17 protein-coding genes are annotated in these 17,734 nt (G+C 69.0%); 12 read left to right on the top strand and 5 right to left on the bottom strand.

Annotated features, from left to right (window positions below):
• Positions 1 to 4: 4 nt before the first annotated feature.
• The 8 genes from ACZ6O0_RS03255 to ACZ6O0_RS03220 all read left to right on the top strand — a co-directional run bounded on the left by ACZ6O0_RS03255 (position 5) and on the right by ACZ6O0_RS03220 (position 8,226).
• On the top strand, positions 5 to 487 hold the full coding sequence (locus ACZ6O0_RS03255) for a pyridoxamine 5'-phosphate oxidase family protein (RefSeq protein ID WP_465763164.1): 483 nt from the start codon (positions 5 to 7) through the stop codon (positions 485 to 487).
• Positions 484 to 1,167, top strand: a complete 684-nt coding sequence (locus tag ACZ6O0_RS03250) for a DsbA family oxidoreductase (protein WP_465763163.1) — start codon at positions 484 to 486, stop codon at positions 1,165 to 1,167. Before ACZ6O0_RS03255 ends, ACZ6O0_RS03250 begins: the two co-directional genes overlap by 4 nt.
• On the top strand, positions 1,167 to 1,847 hold the full coding sequence (locus ACZ6O0_RS03245) for an MBL fold metallo-hydrolase (RefSeq protein WP_465763162.1): 681 nt from the start codon (positions 1,167 to 1,169) through the stop codon (positions 1,845 to 1,847). Before ACZ6O0_RS03250 ends, ACZ6O0_RS03245 begins: the two co-directional genes overlap by 1 nt.
• Before the next feature lie 128 nt (positions 1,848 to 1,975).
• Complete coding sequence (locus ACZ6O0_RS03240) at positions 1,976 to 2,731, top strand: patatin-like phospholipase family protein (RefSeq protein WP_465763161.1); 756 nt, start codon at positions 1,976 to 1,978, stop codon at positions 2,729 to 2,731.
• Positions 2,728 to 3,915, top strand: coding sequence for a macrolide family glycosyltransferase (locus ACZ6O0_RS03235; protein ID WP_465763160.1), 1,188 nt, complete (start codon positions 2,728 to 2,730; stop codon positions 3,913 to 3,915). The genes ACZ6O0_RS03240 and ACZ6O0_RS03235 overlap by 4 nt, the downstream gene beginning before the upstream one ends.
• A gap of 3 nt (positions 3,916 to 3,918) precedes the next feature.
• Positions 3,919 to 4,404, top strand: a complete 486-nt coding sequence (locus ACZ6O0_RS03230; protein WP_465763159.1) for a hypothetical protein — start codon at positions 3,919 to 3,921, stop codon at positions 4,402 to 4,404.
• Complete coding sequence (locus ACZ6O0_RS03225; protein ID WP_465763158.1) at positions 4,401 to 5,336, top strand: hypothetical protein; 936 nt, start codon at positions 4,401 to 4,403, stop codon at positions 5,334 to 5,336. The genes ACZ6O0_RS03230 and ACZ6O0_RS03225 overlap by 4 nt, the downstream gene beginning before the upstream one ends.
• A gap of 100 nt (positions 5,337 to 5,436) precedes the next feature.
• A complete protein-coding gene (locus ACZ6O0_RS03220; protein ID WP_465763157.1) occupies positions 5,437 to 8,226 on the top strand; it encodes a helix-turn-helix transcriptional regulator in 2,790 nt (929 codons plus the stop codon).
• Between the two features lie 30 nt (positions 8,227 to 8,256).
• Here the strand turns inward: ACZ6O0_RS03220 and ACZ6O0_RS03215 are convergent, their stop codons facing one another.
• The 5 genes from ACZ6O0_RS03215 to ACZ6O0_RS03195 form a co-directional block, all read right to left on the bottom strand.
• A complete protein-coding gene (locus ACZ6O0_RS03215) occupies positions 8,257 to 8,934 on the bottom strand; it encodes a sigma-70 family RNA polymerase sigma factor (protein WP_465763156.1) in 678 nt (225 codons plus the stop codon).
• A gap of 262 nt (positions 8,935 to 9,196) precedes the next feature.
• The gene (locus ACZ6O0_RS03210) at positions 9,197 to 9,583 is read right to left on the bottom strand and encodes a DUF4345 family protein (RefSeq protein ID WP_465763155.1); all 387 of its coding nucleotides are present in this window, start codon (positions 9,581 to 9,583) and stop codon (positions 9,197 to 9,199) included.
• Positions 9,580 to 10,305, bottom strand: a complete 726-nt coding sequence (locus tag ACZ6O0_RS03205; RefSeq protein ID WP_465763154.1) for an SDR family oxidoreductase — start codon at positions 10,303 to 10,305, stop codon at positions 9,580 to 9,582. Before ACZ6O0_RS03205 ends, ACZ6O0_RS03210 begins: the two co-directional genes overlap by 4 nt.
• Positions 10,306 to 10,384: 79 nt before the next feature.
• The gene (locus ACZ6O0_RS03200; RefSeq protein ID WP_465763153.1) at positions 10,385 to 10,978 is read right to left on the bottom strand and encodes a GNAT family N-acetyltransferase; all 594 of its coding nucleotides are present in this window, start codon (positions 10,976 to 10,978) and stop codon (positions 10,385 to 10,387) included.
• Positions 10,979 to 10,988: 10 nt separating this feature from the next.
• The gene (locus tag ACZ6O0_RS03195; protein ID WP_465763152.1) at positions 10,989 to 12,296 is read right to left on the bottom strand and encodes a tetratricopeptide repeat protein; all 1,308 of its coding nucleotides are present in this window, start codon (positions 12,294 to 12,296) and stop codon (positions 10,989 to 10,991) included.
• A gap of 677 nt (positions 12,297 to 12,973) precedes the next feature.
• Between ACZ6O0_RS03195 and ACZ6O0_RS03190 the strand changes: the two genes are divergently transcribed.
• The 4 genes from ACZ6O0_RS03190 (at position 12,974) to ACZ6O0_RS03175 (ending at position 17,615) form a co-directional block, all read left to right on the top strand.
• Positions 12,974 to 14,347, top strand: a complete 1,374-nt coding sequence (locus tag ACZ6O0_RS03190) for a cytochrome P450 (RefSeq protein ID WP_465763151.1) — start codon at positions 12,974 to 12,976, stop codon at positions 14,345 to 14,347.
• A gap of 5 nt (positions 14,348 to 14,352) precedes the next feature.
• Positions 14,353 to 15,384 carry a terpene synthase family protein gene (locus ACZ6O0_RS03185; protein ID WP_465763150.1) on the top strand — a complete coding sequence of 344 codons (1,032 nt, stop codon included), beginning with the start codon at positions 14,353 to 14,355 and terminating at the stop codon, positions 15,382 to 15,384.
• 64 nt (positions 15,385 to 15,448) lie between these two features.
• On the top strand, positions 15,449 to 16,807 hold the full coding sequence (locus ACZ6O0_RS03180; RefSeq protein ID WP_465763149.1) for a cytochrome P450: 1,359 nt from the start codon (positions 15,449 to 15,451) through the stop codon (positions 16,805 to 16,807).
• Between the two features lie 43 nt (positions 16,808 to 16,850).
• Entirely contained in the window at positions 16,851 to 17,615 is a 765-nt protein-coding gene (locus ACZ6O0_RS03175) for an SDR family NAD(P)-dependent oxidoreductase (protein WP_465763148.1), read from the top strand.
• The last annotated feature ends 119 nt before the right edge of the window (positions 17,616 to 17,734 follow it).

The raw sequence follows: 17,734 nt of genomic DNA, 5'->3' as shown, positions 1-17,734 counted from the left end.
GGTCATGGTGGAGCTGTCTGACGGGTTATCGCTGGTGCGTGAGCTCGGGAGTGCTGATCAGTGGCTGGCTGTCCTGACCACGCTGCGGGCATCCGGGAGTCCCGCATCGAGTGTCGTGAACGCCGGAGTCCTTGCGCATCCGGTCAGCGGTGAGCAGGTGGTCGGTTTCGTCGCGAGAGGCGGAACGGCGAAGCTGCGGAACCTGCGATCCCGGCCGGAGTGCACTCTGGTGTTCCGAGCGGGATGGGAGTGGGTCGGCGTCGAGGGGCGGGTCGAGCTGGCCGGGCCGGACGACCCGCTGCCCGGTCTCGACCGGGAAGCGTTGCGGCAGTTGCTCCGGGACATCTTTGTCGCGGCCGGCGGAAGCCATCCGGACTTCGACGAGTACGACCGCGTCATGGCGGCAGAGCGTCGTACTGCTGTGCTCGTGCAACCCGACCGGTTCGTCACCAATCCGCCTGGGACCGAGCACAAGGAGGAGGAATGAAGCGGCCCGAGGTCAGCTCCGGCACGATCCAGGTCTGGTCGGATCTGCTGTGTCCGTTCGCCCACGTCGCGCTGCACCGGCTGTGGGAGGCCCGCGAACAACTCGGGCTGACCGATGTAGTTGCCTTCGACCACCATGTCTTCCCGCTCGAGCTGTTCAACGGACCACACCCGCGCCGGGGTACGGACACCGAAGCGGTTGGTCTCGGCCAGATTGCGCCCGAGGTCGGCTTCCGGGTCTGGACCGAACGAGATGACCTCTATCCGAACACGGTCCTGCTCGCCGCCGAGGCTGTCCTCGCCGCCAAGCATCAAGGTCTGGAGGCGAGCGCGCGCCTGGACCGCGCACTCCGGCGCGCATTCTGGCTGCACAGTCGTTCGATCGGTCACCGTGCCGTGATCCTCGAGCAGGCGGCGGAGAATGACCTGGATGTCGACCGCCTCGCCGACGACCTGGACTCCGGCGCCTACCGCCGGCACCTGATGGATGACTATCAGGTCAGCCGGAGCGAGGAGATCCAGGGCAGTCCCCACTTGTTCTTTCCGGACGGCAGCTCGGAGTTCAATCCGGGCATCGTCGTCCACTGGGAAGGACCCTGGGCTGCCGGCTACCCCGTCGTCGACAAGAGCGACCGCCGCGTGTACGCCGAGATCGTACGGCGCGTCGCGGAGCCGGCGTAATGCTGCACCGCATCGTCGTCGGCCCCCTGGAAACAAACTGCTGGATCATCCATGACCAGGGGAAGGCGCTCGTGGTCGACCCCGGCGCCGACCCCGAGCGGATCCTGGCAGGGTTGGCCGGCCTCGAGGTCGTGGGACTGGCGCTCACCCATGCGCACTGGGATCACGTCCTGGCACTGCCCGAGTTGAGCGAACGCCTCGACGTACCTGTTCTCGCTCACCAGGCCGAGGGAGAGGTTTGGTCGCACGAGTTGAGGCAAGGCGAGCGCACGGGGCACTGGGATGCCGGAACGGCTACTGCCGACCTGCTCCCCACCGGAGTGCTCGCGTTCGACCGGCGAGAGAAGCTGTGGGACGGCGTGATCGACCGCGAGTTGGTGGACGGCGACGTGCTGCGGGTCGGCGGGCTGCGGGTGTCTGTGATCCACACGCCCGGTCACACCCCGGGCAGTGTCACCCTCGCGCTGCCCGGCAAGCTACTCACCGGCGACACCTTGTTCCCTGGTGGTCCCGGATTGACGGGCTGGCCGTTGTCCGATTTCCCCGCGATCATGCAATCGGTCGAGCAACTACTGCTGCCGGCCGACCACGCGACCATGATCTATCCCGGGCACGGGCGCTCGACCGTGGTCTCAGCCGAGCGCCCCCACCTCGACGAGTGGCGCGCCCGCGGCTGGTGACGGCCGCGCTCAACTCGGTCTGGTCGAGAAGGGTAGCTGTCGTCAGCACAGTTCTAGGCCCTGTGTCACAAAGCGGGGCAGTGCGGGGACTCTTCAGTGAGGGGTTGTTCAGCGCGACGAGGTGGGTCATGCGAGACACGATCACTGGAGGGCTGGCGAGGCTGCCGCGGCCGGTTGCCGCGGTCCTGGGTGGCGGAGGCGTACTGGGCGCGGCCCACCTCCGTCGCCGTGAGGTGTTTCCGCTCGGCTACTTGTCCTCGCGGGCGAGTCTGTTCTCCGATCGTGGCCTCCGGCGACTGATCGCGGAAGCTGAACTGCCGGCGCGGATCGAGCAACTGCCGGTCCCATTCACGGCGGTCGCGATGGACCTCGCGTCCGGTGCGGAGGTACGTCTCGACGACGGCGACCTCGAGACCGCGTTGCTGGCGAGTTCCGCCATCCCGGGTGTGCTGCCACCGGTGGTACGGGACGGGCGGACTCTCGTCGACGGTGGCCTGATCGCTTACGTTCCGGTGCAGGCGGCGTACGCGGCGGGGGCTGCGAGCGTACTGGTTCTCTCCACCGGGCCGGCGAGCTGGCCGTTGCCGCCGGCGACACCACGGCAGCGCGCCGGTGCGATCGCCTCGCGGGCCGCCGTGCTCCAGGTACACCACCAGATCGAGTGCGATCTGCACGACGTGTCTGAGTACATCCCCACCGTTGTCCTGCCGACGGGCGTCGACAAATGGCCTGCCCCGTGGGACTTCGGGCACTCACATCGGCTGATCAGCACCGCGACCGTCGCGGCCGAGCGGTTTCTCGACGCACTCGAGGTCGACGGCCCCGGACTGTATCGAGCCGGCCCCGAGCGGTCGTCCGCTCACGTCGAGACGGGAGCCCCATGAGCACCATCGCCTTCCTGAACATCGCCATGCACGGCCGGGTCAACCCGACCTTGCCGATCGTCGCCGAACTCGTCCAGCGTGGCCACCGGGTCAGCTATCACACCTCACCCGCCTTCGCGCCCGGGGTCGAGCGGGCCGGCGCCACGGTGCGGCTGTACGCCGGTGGCGATCAGGCGCTGCCCGATCCGCCGACTCCGATCGCCTTGCTGGACGGACTCGCGCGCACCGCCGTACAGGTGCTTCCCGGCGTACTCGACGATCTGCGCGAGCTCCGGCCGGATCTGATCGTCCACGACTCGGCCTGTCCGTGGGGTGCCGTTGCCGCACGCAACCTCAGGGTGCCGGCGGCGTCCTCGTTCACCACCTTCGCCTTCAACCGCCACGCACCAAGCCCGACCGAGCTGTCGAGGGGCTTGCTGCTGGCCGCCGCGACGCATCCGCGCACCGTCGAGGGCTACCTCCGGGCCCGGTGGCAGCTCCGTCGGCACGGGCTGCCATTGGTTGACCTAGGCAACATTCGTCAGGCACTCAACCTCGTCTACACCTCGCGCACCTTCCAGCCCGGTGCGGAAGGGTTCGACGAGTCGTACCGCTTCGTCGGGCCGAGCATCGGCGCCCGGCCGCCCGACCCCTCGTTCCCCATCGACAGCCTGCGGTCCCGGGTTGCCTACGTCTCACTGGGCACCGTGTTCAAAGCCGATCCGCAGCTGCTCCACACGTTCGCGTCCGCGCTCGCACCTCTGGTCGACACCGTGGTCATCGCAACCGGACAGACCGACCCGTCCGCGCTCGCACCCTGGCCGGCCAACGTTCTGGTACGTCGTTCCGTCCCGCAGCCGGACGTGCTGGATCGCGCGTCGTTGTTCGTCACGCACGGCGGCATGAACGGGGTGAACGAGGCGATGTACGCCGGGGTGCCGATGCTCGTCGTTCCCCAAGGCGCCGATCAACCGCTGGTGGCCGGCCGGATCGTGGAACTCGGCGCCGGTCTGACGATCCGCACTCAGGACGTCACCGGGGCGCTCGTACGGACGCTCGCCCGGCAGCTCCTCGAAGAGCCCGGGTATCGAACGGCGGCTCTCGCTCTCCAGGTCGCCGAGCGTGAGCCGGGTGGCTACCGCCGGGCCGCCGACGAACTCGAGCGGTATCTGGGGGCGCCCGTCAACGCCCCCGAGCGGGGCTGACCGATGTCACCGGTTCTCGTGCTGTTGCTTGTCGCCGGGTTGTCCGAAGCGGTCGGGCGCGTCCTGCCGTTGGTGTCTCGCCGTCCCGGGATGTCCCGGCCCGTGGTCGTCGGGTTGCTGGTGACCGGTGCCCTGATCGAGAGCGCGGTGATTGCGATGTGGCCAAGGACCGCGTGGACGGTCGCTGGGCTGCTGTCCGAGCCGCCGCCGAATGCTTCCGCTCTGGTCTGGACGCCGGGCCTCATCGCACCGCTGGTCCTCGCGGGCGTGCTTGCGTTCCCATGGCTCGGGCCGCTGCTTCACGTGGTGCTTCTGACTGCGGTCGCGGTCAGCCTGACCGGTCCGCTGGCAACAGCCAGCGGACTGGAGTGGGGACTCGCGGCAGGGTGCGTGGCGGTTGCGGCCGTCGGGCTCGCTTGTGCCGTCGACGTCGTACGACGTCTCGTCGCGAGGGCGCTCGCACTCGGCGTGGGGGAGTCCGGCGCATGACCGGTCTGCTGCTCGTGCTCGGTGGGCTCGGTCTGGCTCTGATCGTCGAGGGCCTTCTGGCGCGCTACGAACTCCTCGCGTACAGCGTCGGCTGGCGAGCCTCGACGACCAAGCTCCCGGCCGGCCTGCCGTATGCCCGTGGAGCGTCCGCGGATCGCCCGCCGACGGCGTACCTGGTCTATCTCGACGGCATCGGGAAACGTCAGTTCCGTGACACCCGGGACGGTGGCCAGCTCGTCCAGGCTGTGATCGCCGGAGCACCGGAGCTGCGGGTCCTGGGCCAGGTACAGCCCTACTCGCCGCTCGCCGCCCCGCTTGCTGATCGACCGGTCTGGGCGTGGCTGCGGAGGCGAGCCGGTCTGTTGCTGTTCCTGCACAACGTCATGCAGACCTTCGTCGCGGCGGACCGCCGGTACCGGCCCCTCTACAACCAGGCCGTCGGTGACCAGATCGCCATCCAGCTCCGGCTGGCCGGATATCGGACCGGCAGTGACATCCCGGTGGTGCTGCTCAGCTACAGCGGAGGTGCTCAGGTCTCGACCGGCGCCGTCGACGGGTTGCGGCGCGCACTGCACTGCCCGGTGCTGGTGGTCATGCTCGGTGGTTTTCACAACGGCGCCAACGACCTCAGTCGGGTCGACCATGTGTACCAGCTGACCAGCTCGAGAGATCGCATCGAACGGCTCGGGACCTGGATCTTCCCGCAGCGGTGGCGACTGTTCCGCCGCAGCGGATGGAATCGTGCGGTGCGCGCCGGAAAGATCACGGTGCAGCTGCTCGAGCCGGCGACCCACGTCGGACCGCGTAGTTACATCAGCCCGACGGCGCTCCTGCCCGATGGGCGCAGTCACCTCGACCGCACCGCGGACACCGTGATCGCCCTCATCCGTGAGTACTGCTCCACGCTTGCATCGGCCGCCGACAAGCCCTGAGGCCCAGACCTCTCGGACGCTCCACCAGCTGTTGCTTCAGGCACTGATGTATCGCAGCGGGATGGAGACGCTGTGGTGGGGCGTGCAGTACGCTCGATCGGTGGCACCGAGCCGGTCAGGCGCCGGGCTGGTTGGGCGGCGAGACGAGTGTCAGGTTCTGGACGACCTCGTGGCGGGCGCCAGGGCAGGCCGTAGCGCGGCCTTGGTACTGCGCGGCGAGGCAGGCATCGGCAAGACCGAGTTGCTGAACTACCTCTTCGACCGGGCTGCCGGGAGCCGGGTCGTGCGGGCGGCCGGCATCCAGTCGGAGATGGAACTCCCGTACGCCGGTCTGCACCAGATGTGTTCGCCGCTGCTCTCCGGTCTGGACCAGCTTCCGGGGCCGCAACGGGATGCGCTCAGTGCGGCGTTCGGTCTTCGCGCCGGGATGCCGCCGGAACCGTTCCTGGTCGGTCTGGCCGCGCTGAGCCTGCTCGCCCAGGCAGGCGGGGAGCAGCCGTTGGTCTGCCTGGTCGATGACGCGCAGTGGCTGGATCAGGCGTCCGCACTGACCCTGGGGTTCGTCGGCCGCCGGCTGCTCGCGGAGTCGGTCGTTCTCGCGTTCGCCGTCCGCGAACCCACGCAGCGGGAAACGCTGGCCGGCCTCCCGGAACTGCCGGTCGGCGGGTTGCTCGAGCGGGACTCCCGGAGGCTGCTCGACTCCGTGGTCACCGCGCCGCTCGACCAACAGGTCCGGGACCGCATCCTCGCGGAATCCCGCGGCAACCCGCTGGCCCTGATCGAACTGCCGCGCAGATGGACACCCGCGGGGCTGGTCGGCGGCTCCGGCCCGGTCCGGGCTCAGCAGTTGTCGAGCCAGGTCGAGCGGGAGTTCGGCCGCCGGATCGCGTCGCTTCCGGCCCAGACCCGCTCGCTCATGCTGATGGCGTCGGCCGAACCGGTCGGTGACGTCGAACTGTTGCGACGGGCCGCCAGGCGGTTGGGCGTCGACGTCGACGCCGCAGCCGGACCCGCCGCCGAGCTGATGACCCTCGACTCGCGAGTACGGTTCCGGCATCCGCTGGTGCGCTCGGCGACGTACCGGATCGCATCGCCGACAGACCGCCGGACGGCGCATCGGGCCTTGGCGGAATCGATCGACCCGGACGTGGATCCGGATCGCCGCGCCTGGCATCGTGCGCAGGCCGCGTCGGACCCCGATGAGGACGTCGCGGTGGAACTCGAGCGTTCGGCAGCCCGCGCCCAGACGCGCGGCGGCCTCGCCGCGGTCGCTGCGTTCCTGGAACGAGCGGTAGAGCTGACGGACGATCCCGGCCGTCGTTCGGCCCGTGCGCTGGAAGCCGCACAGGCGAGGTACCAGGCCGGAGCCTTCGAAGCGGCGAGCGATCTGCTCGTGACAGCGACGGCGGACCCACCGGACGAGCTGGCGCGTGCACGGATCGACGTCCTGCATGCCGGTCTCGCGTTCGCGCAGGGACGCGGGCTGGAAGCGCCCGCGCCACTGCTCGCCGCGGCGCGCCGGCTCGAGAACCTCGACGTACCGCTCGCTCGGGACACCTACTTGGAAGCCGTCTCGGCGGTGATCTTCGCCGGGCACCTCGCGCGGAGCCCGGGGTGGCAGGAGGTGGGGACGGCGGCGCGCAGTGCGCCGCCGATGCAGGTGCCGCGCGCCGCCGACGGGTTGCTGGACGCGTTGGCCGTCCGTCTGGCAGATGGCTTCACCGCCTCGGTGCCGATGATCGAGAGCGCCCTGACGGCGTTGTCCGCCGATGACCTGCCGGTCGAGGAGTCCCAGCGGTGGCTTCTGCTCGCGGGCGTCATCGCAGCAGATCTCTGGGATCTCGAGCGGTGGCAGGCGGTCACGACTCGGCACGTGGCGCTCACCCGCCGGACCGGCGCGTTCAGCGGGCTCCCGCTGGCGCTGGACTCGTCCGCCGTCGTCCTCGTGTTCGCCGGCGAGCTGACGGCGGCCGCCGCGGTGGTCGAGGAGGTGCGAACGGTGAGTACCGCGATCGGGACCGTCCAACCGCCCTTCGGGGCGCTCGCGTTGGCCGCCGTCCGGGGTCGCGAGAGTGAGGCACGCGCGCTGGTCGACGCCACCGTCAGCGAGGGGGCGTTGCACGGCCAAGGCCTCGGGGTCACTGTCGCGAACTGCCATCACGCGGTGCTGTGCAACGGCCTCGGTCAGTACGACGAGGCGATGACCGCCGCCCGCGCGGCCGCCAGGCACCAGGAGGAGTTCGGCGCGCCGCGGTGGGCCTTGGCCGAGTTCATCGAGGCGGCCGTGCGCGGTGGCTCGCCCGAGGCCGGACCGCCGGCATTGGAGCAGCTCTCCGAGGCCGCCCGGGCCAGTGGCACGGACTGGGCGCTCGGCGCCGAGGCGGGTGCACGCGCGCTGCTGAGTCAGGGGAGCGCTGCCGAGGACCTCTACCGGGAGGCGATCGAGCGACTCGCCCGGACCAGGGGCCGCGTGAATCTGGCTCGCACGCACCTGGTGTTCGGCGAGTGGTTGCAGCGGGAGAATCGCCGTACCGAGGCCCGAGAGCAGCTCACGACGGCGTACGAGATGCTGAGCCAGGTCGGCGCGGACGCGTTCGCCGAACGTGCCCGCCGGGAGCTCCGGGCGGCCGGAAAGAAGGTCCGTGAACGCAGCGGCGCGAGGCACCCGGCCCTCACTGCTCAGGAAGCGCAGATCGCCCGGCTCGCCGGCGACGGACTCACGAATCCCGAGATCGGCGCCAGACTGTTCCTCAGCCCGCACACCGTGGACTGGCACCTCCGCAAGGTGTTCTCGAAGCTCGGCATCGCCTCCCGCAAGCAGATCGCGAACAAGCTCGCCCAGGGCGCTGGTATTCCGCTGCCGGCGTACCAGCAGTCGCGGAGTGAGTAGGACGGGAGTACTCCGCTGCCACGTACCGGGTCAGCCGGCCAGGTCGGCCGCGAGAAGTTGCTCGAGGTTGGCGAGGTTGCCGGCCCGGGATGCCTCCAGAAAGGCGAGCAGGAACTCTTCGTGGGTCTGTGAGCCGACGGTCACCGGTCGCACGGCGGCGAGCCGGCGCCGGGCGCGGCTGACCATCTGCCTGGTGTTCGCCGGGTGCAGGTGGAGGAAGTCGGAGAGCTGTCCGTACGGGTAGCCGAACGCGTCCCGCAGGACGAGTGCGGCGCGTTCTCTCGGAGTGAGGCACCCGACGATCAGCATCACCGCCTCCGCGACCGCGTCGCGCTGCTCCGCGTGGACCGCTGGATCGTGACTCGGGTCGGTGAGTTCCTGGCCCGGGCTTGCCACGGCGGTCTCGTGCCGCCGGCGGGCGGACCGGCTGACGTTCATCGCGAGCCGGCAGGTCATGGTCACCAGCAGCGCCTTCGGGTCCAGGATCTTCGTACGATCCAGCCGCTGCCACCGGACCCAGATCTCCTGGACGACGTCCTCGGACTCGTTGGCGTTGCCAAGGATGCGGCGAGCGATCGCCACCAGCTGGGACCGGAACGGGAGGAAGATCGCAACCGCCTCCTCGAGATCCTCACCCGGCGTGAAGGCACCGTCTTCGATCGCGGCTCGCTCAGTGCCGGTCCGCTGCGTCAACTGTCCTGCGTTCATTCTTCCGGCCTCCCGCCTGCGACAGGGTTCGCACCGCCTTGGGATCACAGTGCGGTGCCACGCGCGGGACCGGACCACGGTGGCCACGTAGACCCCCTCGTAGTTGCGGCCCGCCACGTGGTTCAAGCGACTACGTGGCAGGAGGGAGTCACAAACTGCGCGGCTTTCGTGTCCTTGTTGGTGGGACCGTCGATCGAGGAGGCGGACATGAGGAGCACCGGTTGGGCGGTGAAGCCGGCCGGAGCGTGAGCCGGCGCAGCTGTCACAGTCTGCGTACGCCCGCGAGCGCACTGGCCGGCACCACGAACATCAGGGTCACCGTCAGAGCGAGCACGATCGACCAGCCCACTTCGTCGGCATGCAGGTGACCGACGTGGAAGATCATGTGCGGCAGCGCGAACGCCACGTACGCCACCAGGGCCACCGTGGCGAGGTGGCGGTCGAGCCGGATCGCGGCCGCGGCCAGCACGATGCCCAGCCCGAGCGACGCGCTGCCGAAGTCGCGGAACGCATGCTCGCTGTACGGCGGATCCCAGTCGACCGTCGGCACGTTGTCGTAGAACGAGCGCGGGGCGAACGTCAGCCAGACGCCGAACGTCAACTGGAGCACGGCAAAGACCACGAGCACCGTCCGGACGTACGTCCTCATCCGAGGTACTCCGCGAAGGTGATCCGGCCGTACGCCGGCCCGTCGACCATCGCGTCGCCGTTCGCGAAGGCTCGGAAGACCTTGCCGCCCAGCCGCAGCGGCACCGTTGGGCGGTGCGAGCCCTTCGCCTGCTTCCAGATCCGGGCCAGGTCGCGCACCGTCCGGCGTTCGGGCCCGCCGATGTCCGGCGCGCGGCCTTTCACCGGTGGCTGCCCGACCAGCTCGGTCAGCCGGGCGGCCACGTCTTCGACCGCGATCGGCTGGAGCGTCATCGTCGGCGCGACGACGACCGGAAGGTAGCGCTGGGCGCTGAAGACGCGGTCGATCAGGTCGTGGAACTGGGTCGCCCGCTGGATCGTGTACGGCACCCCCGACTCCTCGACGACCTGCTCGACCTCGAGCTTGGTCTTGTAGTACGAGAGCGGGATGCGGTCGATGCCGGCGATCGACATCACCACCAGGTGCGGGACGCCCGCGGAGGCCTCGACCAGGCGCCTAGTCTGCTCTGCGTCATGCCGACCGAGGCTGGTGGCCAGATGCACGATCACGTCCGCGCCGTCGACCGCGACCTCCAGGCCGGCGCCGGTGGCGAGGTCCGCGACGACCCGGTCCGGACCGTGCTTCCGGCTCAGCACGCGGACCTGGTGCCCGGCCGCGCGCAGCCGGCTGACAGTGGGACGCCCGAGGTGCCCGGTCCCGCCGGTGACAAGAATGGAACTCATGCTGGTGTCCTCTCTTTACCAGTAGAGTTCCGACAGACCTCCGATTTGTGACAGCCCCACCGTCGCGACCGCGACCTGGTCAGGACTCGGGGAAGTGGTAGAGGTCGTACCCGCCCACTGTTTCGAAGCCCATTCGCGTGTAGACCGGGACGCCCAGTTCGGTCGCGTGGAGGCTGGCGATGCGCAGACCCAGGTCGCGCCCCGCACGCAACGCAGAGGTCGTCAGTGCGGTGCCGATTCCGCGTCGACGATGGCTCTTCGCGGTCGTGACGACGAAAATCCCGGCGATGCCGTGTGCGGCGTACATGAGCGCGGTACCGACGGCCTGCCCATCGACCCGTCCTATGAGGCGGACGATGCGGTCGGCGTCCGCCCGGCCGGCCTCGTTGCACGCGGCGTTGTCGTACTCGCTCGGGGGCAGGTCCAACGATGGTCCGTAGGTGTGCACCCACTCGCTGAAGCCGGCGATATCAGCGTCAGTTTCGTTCGCCACGCTGAGCGCTTGCTCCAGCCGCTCCCCATCTTCGAGCCTCAAGACGCCGTTGAGCATGGGGTGGGCCGGCCCACTGCGATAGCGGACGAGCCCACTGTCGGACCGCTCCACTTGCCCCCAGCCCAGCCAGTAGTCGCGGAAGTTGGCGAGTTGGGGACGGAGATCTCTGATGTCACTCATGTCGGTTCTGTCACCCCTTGCCCAGGACTCCGCCGTAGCGCTGGTACAAGTGCGGCCCCGCTTCCGCGGTGGTGTCCCATCCACGAAGCGTGTGCTCGCGCTCCTTGACCCAGGTGGCGAGTGCGGGTTCGAGGGGAATGGGCGCGGCGAGACGTTCGATCGCGGAGATGGCCAGCGGGTCGGCCTGTAGCGACTGGGCGTAGGCCTGCCGGGCCTCGGTGAGCCGTCCGAGCCGTTCGCAACACTGGCCGATCATGAATTCGGCGATCTGGACAACATGTGGTCCGAGGATCGCAGCCCATCGATAGGCCTCGACGGCGCCCTCGATGTCGTCTCGCTCGATGAGAACCTGACCGAGAATCAGACGCGCGCTGGGGTCCACCGGAGCGTGGTCCACCGCGGCCCGCGCGTACTTCTCCGCTGCCTCGATGTCGCCGAGGACGAGCTGTTCCTTGGTACGGCTTTCCAGCAGTGCCCATCGCAGCGCCTGCCAGTCGGCTTCGGCGTTGAGCGACCCCCGCGGCATCTGGTCGCAGTACTGCTCGGCGAGATCCATCTCTCTGACCATGCCGGCGTTGTCGCGTTCGAGTTGCGGCAGGAAGGCCTTGATCCGGTGGAACCGGCTGCGCAGCTTGTTCGGCTCGCCCACACTCTCGTCGGCGACACCGATCGACAGCTCGTGGTTGTGCAGGTGGTGCTGGAACCGGTGGACATCGTCGAGTGCCTTCATGCTCACCTGAGCCAGGAAATAAGTGGCCTCGATATGGGGCCAGGTGCCAGGCAAGGCCGACTCCGCCACGAACTCGAGGTCGGAAAGGTCCGGCGGCAGTTCACCGTCCTGGAAGAGTGTCGACTTCGCGAGGCCCCGGAGGAAATAGACGGCCGCTTCGTCAGTGGGCAGGTTGCCGGCGAAGTGCCGAAAATCCGGAACGGCCAGGGTGAGAATGCACCTGTGCAGTCCCATTCTGTGCAGCAGCCATAACGCCCTCGCTCGGGCAGGTGCGTCCACTTGGTTCCACAGGTCGAGCGTGTCGCACAGCTTCTGCCAGGCCGGTGTGCGCAGGTGCACGGCCAGTTCGCGTGGGTCGTCCAATTGATAGGAAGGGCTGCTCACACGTCTGACAATGGCGCGGCGCGCGGAGGGAAAGAGGGTACCGTGCGAACGGCTGACGGAGTCGTCATTCTCTGTGAATGCCTTGGCGGCGAGTTCGAGCCCGATCGTCAGCGGACTTCCCGATGCACGCCGAGGCCCGAGGTCGACGTACGGACGGTACAGCCATCCCGCGAAGGTCCCCTCGATCTCAGGTCGTGATTGCATGACTTCCCCTTCATCCAGTCCTTGAAGTGAGCAAGAGCGCCACGACGGCGCCCTTGCTCATCGAGCTTCAGCGCTGTCAGAAGCCCTTCTGCGCAGGGCGGTTCGGGGTCAGCGAACGAAACATCTCCATAGCAAACTCCCTTCGGTTGCCAGAAAGAATCCAACCAAGGGCAGCAGGCCCTACGTCGAGCCTTACCCTCGCTCGGAACGGCGGGTCTGCGATTCCCGCCCGAGAGATAGAGGCACTGCCAGTTCGGCTCCGACCAGTGCCGCGCGTGACAGAAACCTGACATGCCGGATCCGGACTGACCGAATGGTCGTCACACGGCCGCGGCGCCTTAGCTGATAGGGGCCTCTGGCAACAATCCGACCGCGGTTCAGGTTTCTGTCATGCCGGATTCCGACAAGCTCGGAGGCTGTTGGATCTGGCCAAGGGCTCGGATAGTGACTTGCCAAGGTGAGAGTGTTCTCAGCCCCTCGGTCGCCCAACGGCCTGGAGATCAGGTCGACCCCGATTCGCTGCTGACAGGTGAGGCCTCCTCGCGGCACGGCGCCGGGTCAGGCCGCGATGGCCCGCGTCCTCACTCGTGAGCAAGAGGAGTTTCATGTCACACGCCAGGCAAGCCGGCTCCGGATCCTGCCCCTACACCGGCACTTCCAGCGCGACGGGGGCGGCGGTGACTCCCATCCCGTCGCCCGAGGGCGGGCGGGACGTTCCCCAGGCCCCCGGTGCGTGGCCGCTGCTGGGACACATCGTGCCGATGCTCCGTGACCCACTGGGCTTCCTCCCCGCCCTGGCCCAGTACGGCGACGTCGTCAAGGTGCGGTTCGGCCGGTTCCCCGTGTACGTCGTGACGGATCCGGCCGCCACCCGCGACGTCCTGGTGCCGGGAGACGTCGACTACAAGCGTGGGCTCTGCTTCGAAAGGCTGGAACCAGGGCTTGGGCAAGGGATCGCGACCGCGTCGGGCGCCGAGCACCAGCGGCTGCGCCGGATGCTTCAGCCGGTGTTCAGCCGGGAGCGCCTCGTCGGCTACTCGTCGATCATGCGAGCCACCGCCGAGGAGCTGGCCGGGTCCTGGCAGGACGGTCAGACCATGGCGGTCGACGAGGTGATGAACGACCTCGCCCTGACCTCGCTCACCCGGAGCCTGTTCAAGTTCACCGCGACCCCCGAGACGGCCGAGGCGATCAAGCACGGGATGCGGCTGCTGACCCACGGGCTGCTCAAGCGCATCGTGCTTCCGCCGGCGTGGGAGCGGGTGCCCACTCCCGGCAACATCCGGTTCAAGCGCGCGATGACGATGATGAACCGGGCGATCGAGGAGGTCATCACCGCGTACCGCGACGCGGGCGAGGACCGGGGTGACGTCCTGTCCGCGCTGCTGTCGGTGCGGGACGACGACGGGAACGGTCTCACCGACTCCGAAGTCCACGCGCAGGTGATGACGCTGGCGTTGACCGGCGTGGAGGCTCCCGGCGCGACGCTGGGCTGGGTGATGTACGAGATCGGCAACAACCCCGAGGTCGCCGATCGCGTCGACGCCGAACTCGACACGGTCCTGCGCGGCCGGGCGCCGGAGTACGACGATCTGCCTGCCCTGGAGCACCTGGGCCGGGTCATCAGCGAGGTACTCCGGCTGCACACGCCCGTACTCTTCTCCCGGCGCACCCTGACCGCGGTCCGCGCCGGCCAGTCGAAGATGCCGGCCGACGCGGAGCTGATCTACAGCCCTTACCTGATGCACCACGACGCCCGCTGGTTCCCCGACCCGACACGGTTCGATCCCGACCGTTGGCTGCCGAAGAACGCGCAGCGAATCCCGCGGGGTGCCTACATCCCGTTCGCGGCTGGGTCGTACCGATGCATCGGAAAGGTCTTCGCCCTCAACGAGTTGACGATGGTCACCGCGGTTCTCTGCTCGCGCTGGCGGCTGCGACTGGTACCGGGCACCAAGGTCCGGGAGGTCGCCAGTGCCCTCATCCGCCCCAGTGAGCTGCCGATGACCGTCCACCGGCGTACGCCGGCCGTCCGCCACGCATCGGCGTGATGGTCATGAACGGCTACGTGATCCCGGACCTGCGGTTGCCGTTCGCCACGGCGGCTCATCCGCAGGCACAGCATGTCCAGCAACTGACTGAGGACTGGTGCCGGCGGTTCGGCCTGCTGCGCTCGCCGAGGGTGGTGACCAAGTTCCGCGCGCTGGGCTACGGCCGCATCATGGCCACACTCTGCCCGTACGCACCCCTTCCCGGGTTGGCCCTGGTCACGGATTGGAACAGCTTCTTCTTCATCACTGACGACCAGCAGAACATCGCTGTCACGACGGACCGCGCCGGGCTCTACGAGGAACTCGTCGCGACCCTGCGCAGCGTCATCGCCGGCGACTCCGGCCCGAGCGCGCACAACTGCCACCCACTTGTCGTGGCGTTGCGCGACCTCCTGCACCGCACGATCCCGGGACGTCCGGAGTACTGGGTGGCCAGGCTGCGCGGGAATCTGGACCGGTGGCTGACGGGTCATCTGGCCGAGAACGCGTACCGCGTGTCCGGCACGGTGCCGACAGTGGACGATTACGTCGCCGTGCGGCAGGACGCATCGACTGTGCTGCCCACGCTCGATCTCGTGGAGATGATCGAGGGCGCGACGCTGCCGGACGCGCTCTACCAGACGCCCGAGTACCAGACCCTCGTGCTCGGGACCGCCGACATCATGTGCTGGATCAACGACATCCACTCGCTGCACATGGAACAGGGCGACCCGATCAACTTCGTGACCGTCCTGGACCACCACCTGCAGCTCGGGACGCAGAACGCCATCGACGCCGTGGCCGCGTGCGTCGCCGAACGCGTGACGGACCACCTCGCGGCGGCGAAGGAACTGCCCCGAAGGATGGACCGGCTGGGGCTCGCGCCCGAGTCCCAGCACGCGGTCATGCGGTGCGTCGAGGACCAGCAGTCGTGGGCCGCCGGCATGGAGACCTGGGACCGGACCGACACCATCCGGTTCGACGATTCGGAAGCCCCGCGACCCGGCCGGACCGCCACCTATGTGGAGGACCTGCTCGACTGGCCGGCCACGGCCTGACCGGCATCCTCACCCGACCGACCGCTGACGACCATCACCCCAACTTTTCCAGCTTGGACGGATCATGACCACGCTCCTGACTCGCGAAGTGCGTACCGCACCGGGAGACCTGCCGCTACTCGGGCACTCCCTGTCCCTGCTGCGGCCCGACCGCGTCGGCTACCTCATCTCGCTGCAACCGCTCGGCGACGTCGTCCGGATCCGGATCGGCACCCGGCCGTTCCTGGTCCTGAACTCGCCGGAGCTGGTCCGCACCGTACAGGTGGAGGAAGGCCGGAGCTTCGACCGCGGGCGCATCTTCACCAAGGCCCGGCCGTACGTCGGCGACGGCCTGTTCACGGCGCAGGGCACCGAGCACCACCGGCAGCGCCGGATGGTGCAGCCGGCCTTCCACAGGGCGGAGGTCGCGCGCTACGTGCAGATCATCGGTGACGTGGTCAACGGGCGGGTCGGCGCCTGGCGGACCGGCGAATCGGTGGACATCGGGCGCGAGATGCACATCCTGGCCAGCGAGATCATCGGCCAGACGATGTTCCGCGCCCCGGAGGCCCGCGAGGTCGTCCAGCTGGCCCGCGACGAACTGCCGGCCCTCGTGCAGGGGCTCGGCGCCCGGACCGTGCTGCCCGACGTCGCCTCCCGCCTGCCGATCCCGATGCTCCGCCGATTCGATGCCGCCAGCAACAACTTGCGGACCGCCAGCCTGCGTCTGGTGACGGCGTACCGCAAGCAGCACGGCGACCTCGGCGACTTCGTGTCGATGCTGATGCGGGCCCGGGACGCCCGGACCGGGACCACGATGAGCGACGTCGAGATCCGCGACCAGGTCATGACGTTGCTGATCTCCGGGATCGAGACACCGGCGACGTTGCTGACCTGGGCGTTCTACGAACTGGCCCGCGATCCCGGCGTACTGGAGTGGCTGGAGGCCGAGATCGACGAGGTGCTCGGCGTGGGCGGCAGGGACATCGAAGTGGCCGACCTGCCCGCGCTGCGGCGCACCGAGGCGTTCGTACAGGAATGCCTGCGCCTGCACCACCCGCTCTGGCTGCTGATGCGGCGCGCCGTGCGGCCGGTGACGCTCGCCGGGGTACAGATCGCGCCCGGCGACGAAGTGATCTACAGCCCCGCCGCGATGCACCGCGACCCGACCATCTTCGCCGACCCGACGCAGTTCCGCCCGCAGCGCTGGCTCGGTGACGCACCGACCCCGGAGATGCAACGGGCCTTCATCCCCTTCGGGCTCGGCAACCGCCAGTGCATCGGCGACATGTTCGCGTGGACGCAGATGAAGATGACCGTCGCGACGATCGTTGCCCGCTGCCGGCTGACACCGCCCGCCGGCCACCGGCCCAAGAGCGTCGTGACGAGCATCGTCCACCTCGACCACCTGCCGATGATCGTGCGCCATCGCCCGTCGGTATGACGACGGACACCCCGACCGACCCCCGGCGAGAAAGCAGAGAGCCATGACCAGACTCCTCGAAGGCAGAGCCGTGATCATCACCGGTGCCGGCTCCGGCATCGGCCGCAGCGCCGCGGAGGTGATGGCCGAGCACGGCGCTGATCTGCTGCTCGCCGACATGAACCACGACACCTGCCAGAAGACGGCGGACCTGGTCACGGCCCGGGGCGGCAAGGTGGTCGCCGTTCGCGCCGACGTGTCCGTCGAGGACGACGTCGAGGCGATGGTCGAGGCCGCGGTGAGCGTGTACGGGCGGCTCGACGGCGCGTTCAACAACGCCGGGATCGACGGTGCCTTCGAATCGGTCGGCGACTCCACCCGGGCGAACTGGGATCACGTCATGTCGGTCAACCTCACCGGTGTCTGGCTCTGCATGCGGGCGCAGATCCGCCGGATGCTGGGCAACGGCGGCGGGGCCATCGTGAACAACTCGTCGATCGGCGGCCTGGTGGGCATGGGGCTCGGCCTGTCCGCGTACGTGGCGGCCAAGCATGGCGTGGTCGGCCTGACCCGGGCGGCGGCACTCGAGTACGCGACCCAGGGCATCAGGGTGAACGCGGTCTGCCCCGGCACGGTGCGGACCGGCATGTACGACCAGGTGGTCGCGACCGGTGTGGTGACCGAGGAGCAGATCGCCGCCATGCAGCCGATCAACCGGCCCGCTGATCCGCGGGAGATCGCCGAAGCGGCTGCCTGGCTGCTGGCCGGCCGCGCGTCGTTCGTGACCGGGCAGGCCCTCGCCGTCGACGGCGGCCTGCTGGCGCAATGAACACAATGACCTCTCCGGGCTCACCCGTCCACTCCGCGACCGTGGTACGAGTGGCGGACGAACTGCGCCCGGCCGGGAGCCCACCGGTGCCGTGCCCCGCTCACCCACTGCTGGCAGGA

The sequence above is a fragment of the Kribbella sp. NPDC048837 genome, from assembly GCF_055586945.1.
Note: the sequence above shows the minus strand (reverse complement) of the source record. Positions and strands in the feature narration are given on the sequence as shown.

Coding starts and splice junctions, on each gene's coding strand:
- ACZ6O0_RS03255 (WP_465763164.1), top strand. CDS start 5: ATGGTGGAGCTGTCTGACGGGTTATCGCTGGTGCGTGAGCTCGGGAGT.
- ACZ6O0_RS03250 (WP_465763163.1), top strand. CDS start 484: ATGAAGCGGCCCGAGGTCAGCTCCGGCACGATCCAGGTCTGGTCGGAT.
- ACZ6O0_RS03245 (WP_465763162.1), top strand. CDS start 1,167: ATGCTGCACCGCATCGTCGTCGGCCCCCTGGAAACAAACTGCTGGATC.
- ACZ6O0_RS03240 (WP_465763161.1), top strand. CDS start 1,976: ATGCGAGACACGATCACTGGAGGGCTGGCGAGGCTGCCGCGGCCGGTT.
- ACZ6O0_RS03235 (WP_465763160.1), top strand. CDS start 2,728: ATGAGCACCATCGCCTTCCTGAACATCGCCATGCACGGCCGGGTCAAC.
- ACZ6O0_RS03230 (WP_465763159.1), top strand. CDS start 3,919: ATGTCACCGGTTCTCGTGCTGTTGCTTGTCGCCGGGTTGTCCGAAGCG.
- ACZ6O0_RS03225 (WP_465763158.1), top strand. CDS start 4,401: ATGACCGGTCTGCTGCTCGTGCTCGGTGGGCTCGGTCTGGCTCTGATC.
- ACZ6O0_RS03215 (WP_465763156.1), bottom strand. CDS start 8,934: ATGAACGCAGGACAGTTGACGCAGCGGACCGGCACTGAGCGAGCCGCG.
- ACZ6O0_RS03210 (WP_465763155.1), bottom strand. CDS start 9,583: ATGAGGACGTACGTCCGGACGGTGCTCGTGGTCTTTGCCGTGCTCCAG.
- ACZ6O0_RS03205 (WP_465763154.1), bottom strand. CDS start 10,305: ATGAGTTCCATTCTTGTCACCGGCGGGACCGGGCACCTCGGGCGTCCC.
- ACZ6O0_RS03200 (WP_465763153.1), bottom strand. CDS start 10,978: ATGAGTGACATCAGAGATCTCCGTCCCCAACTCGCCAACTTCCGCGAC.
- ACZ6O0_RS03195 (WP_465763152.1), bottom strand. CDS start 12,296: ATGCAATCACGACCTGAGATCGAGGGGACCTTCGCGGGATGGCTGTAC.
- ACZ6O0_RS03185 (WP_465763150.1), top strand. CDS start 14,353: ATGAACGGCTACGTGATCCCGGACCTGCGGTTGCCGTTCGCCACGGCG.
- ACZ6O0_RS03180 (WP_465763149.1), top strand. CDS start 15,449: ATGACCACGCTCCTGACTCGCGAAGTGCGTACCGCACCGGGAGACCTG.
- ACZ6O0_RS03175 (WP_465763148.1), top strand. CDS start 16,851: ATGACCAGACTCCTCGAAGGCAGAGCCGTGATCATCACCGGTGCCGGC.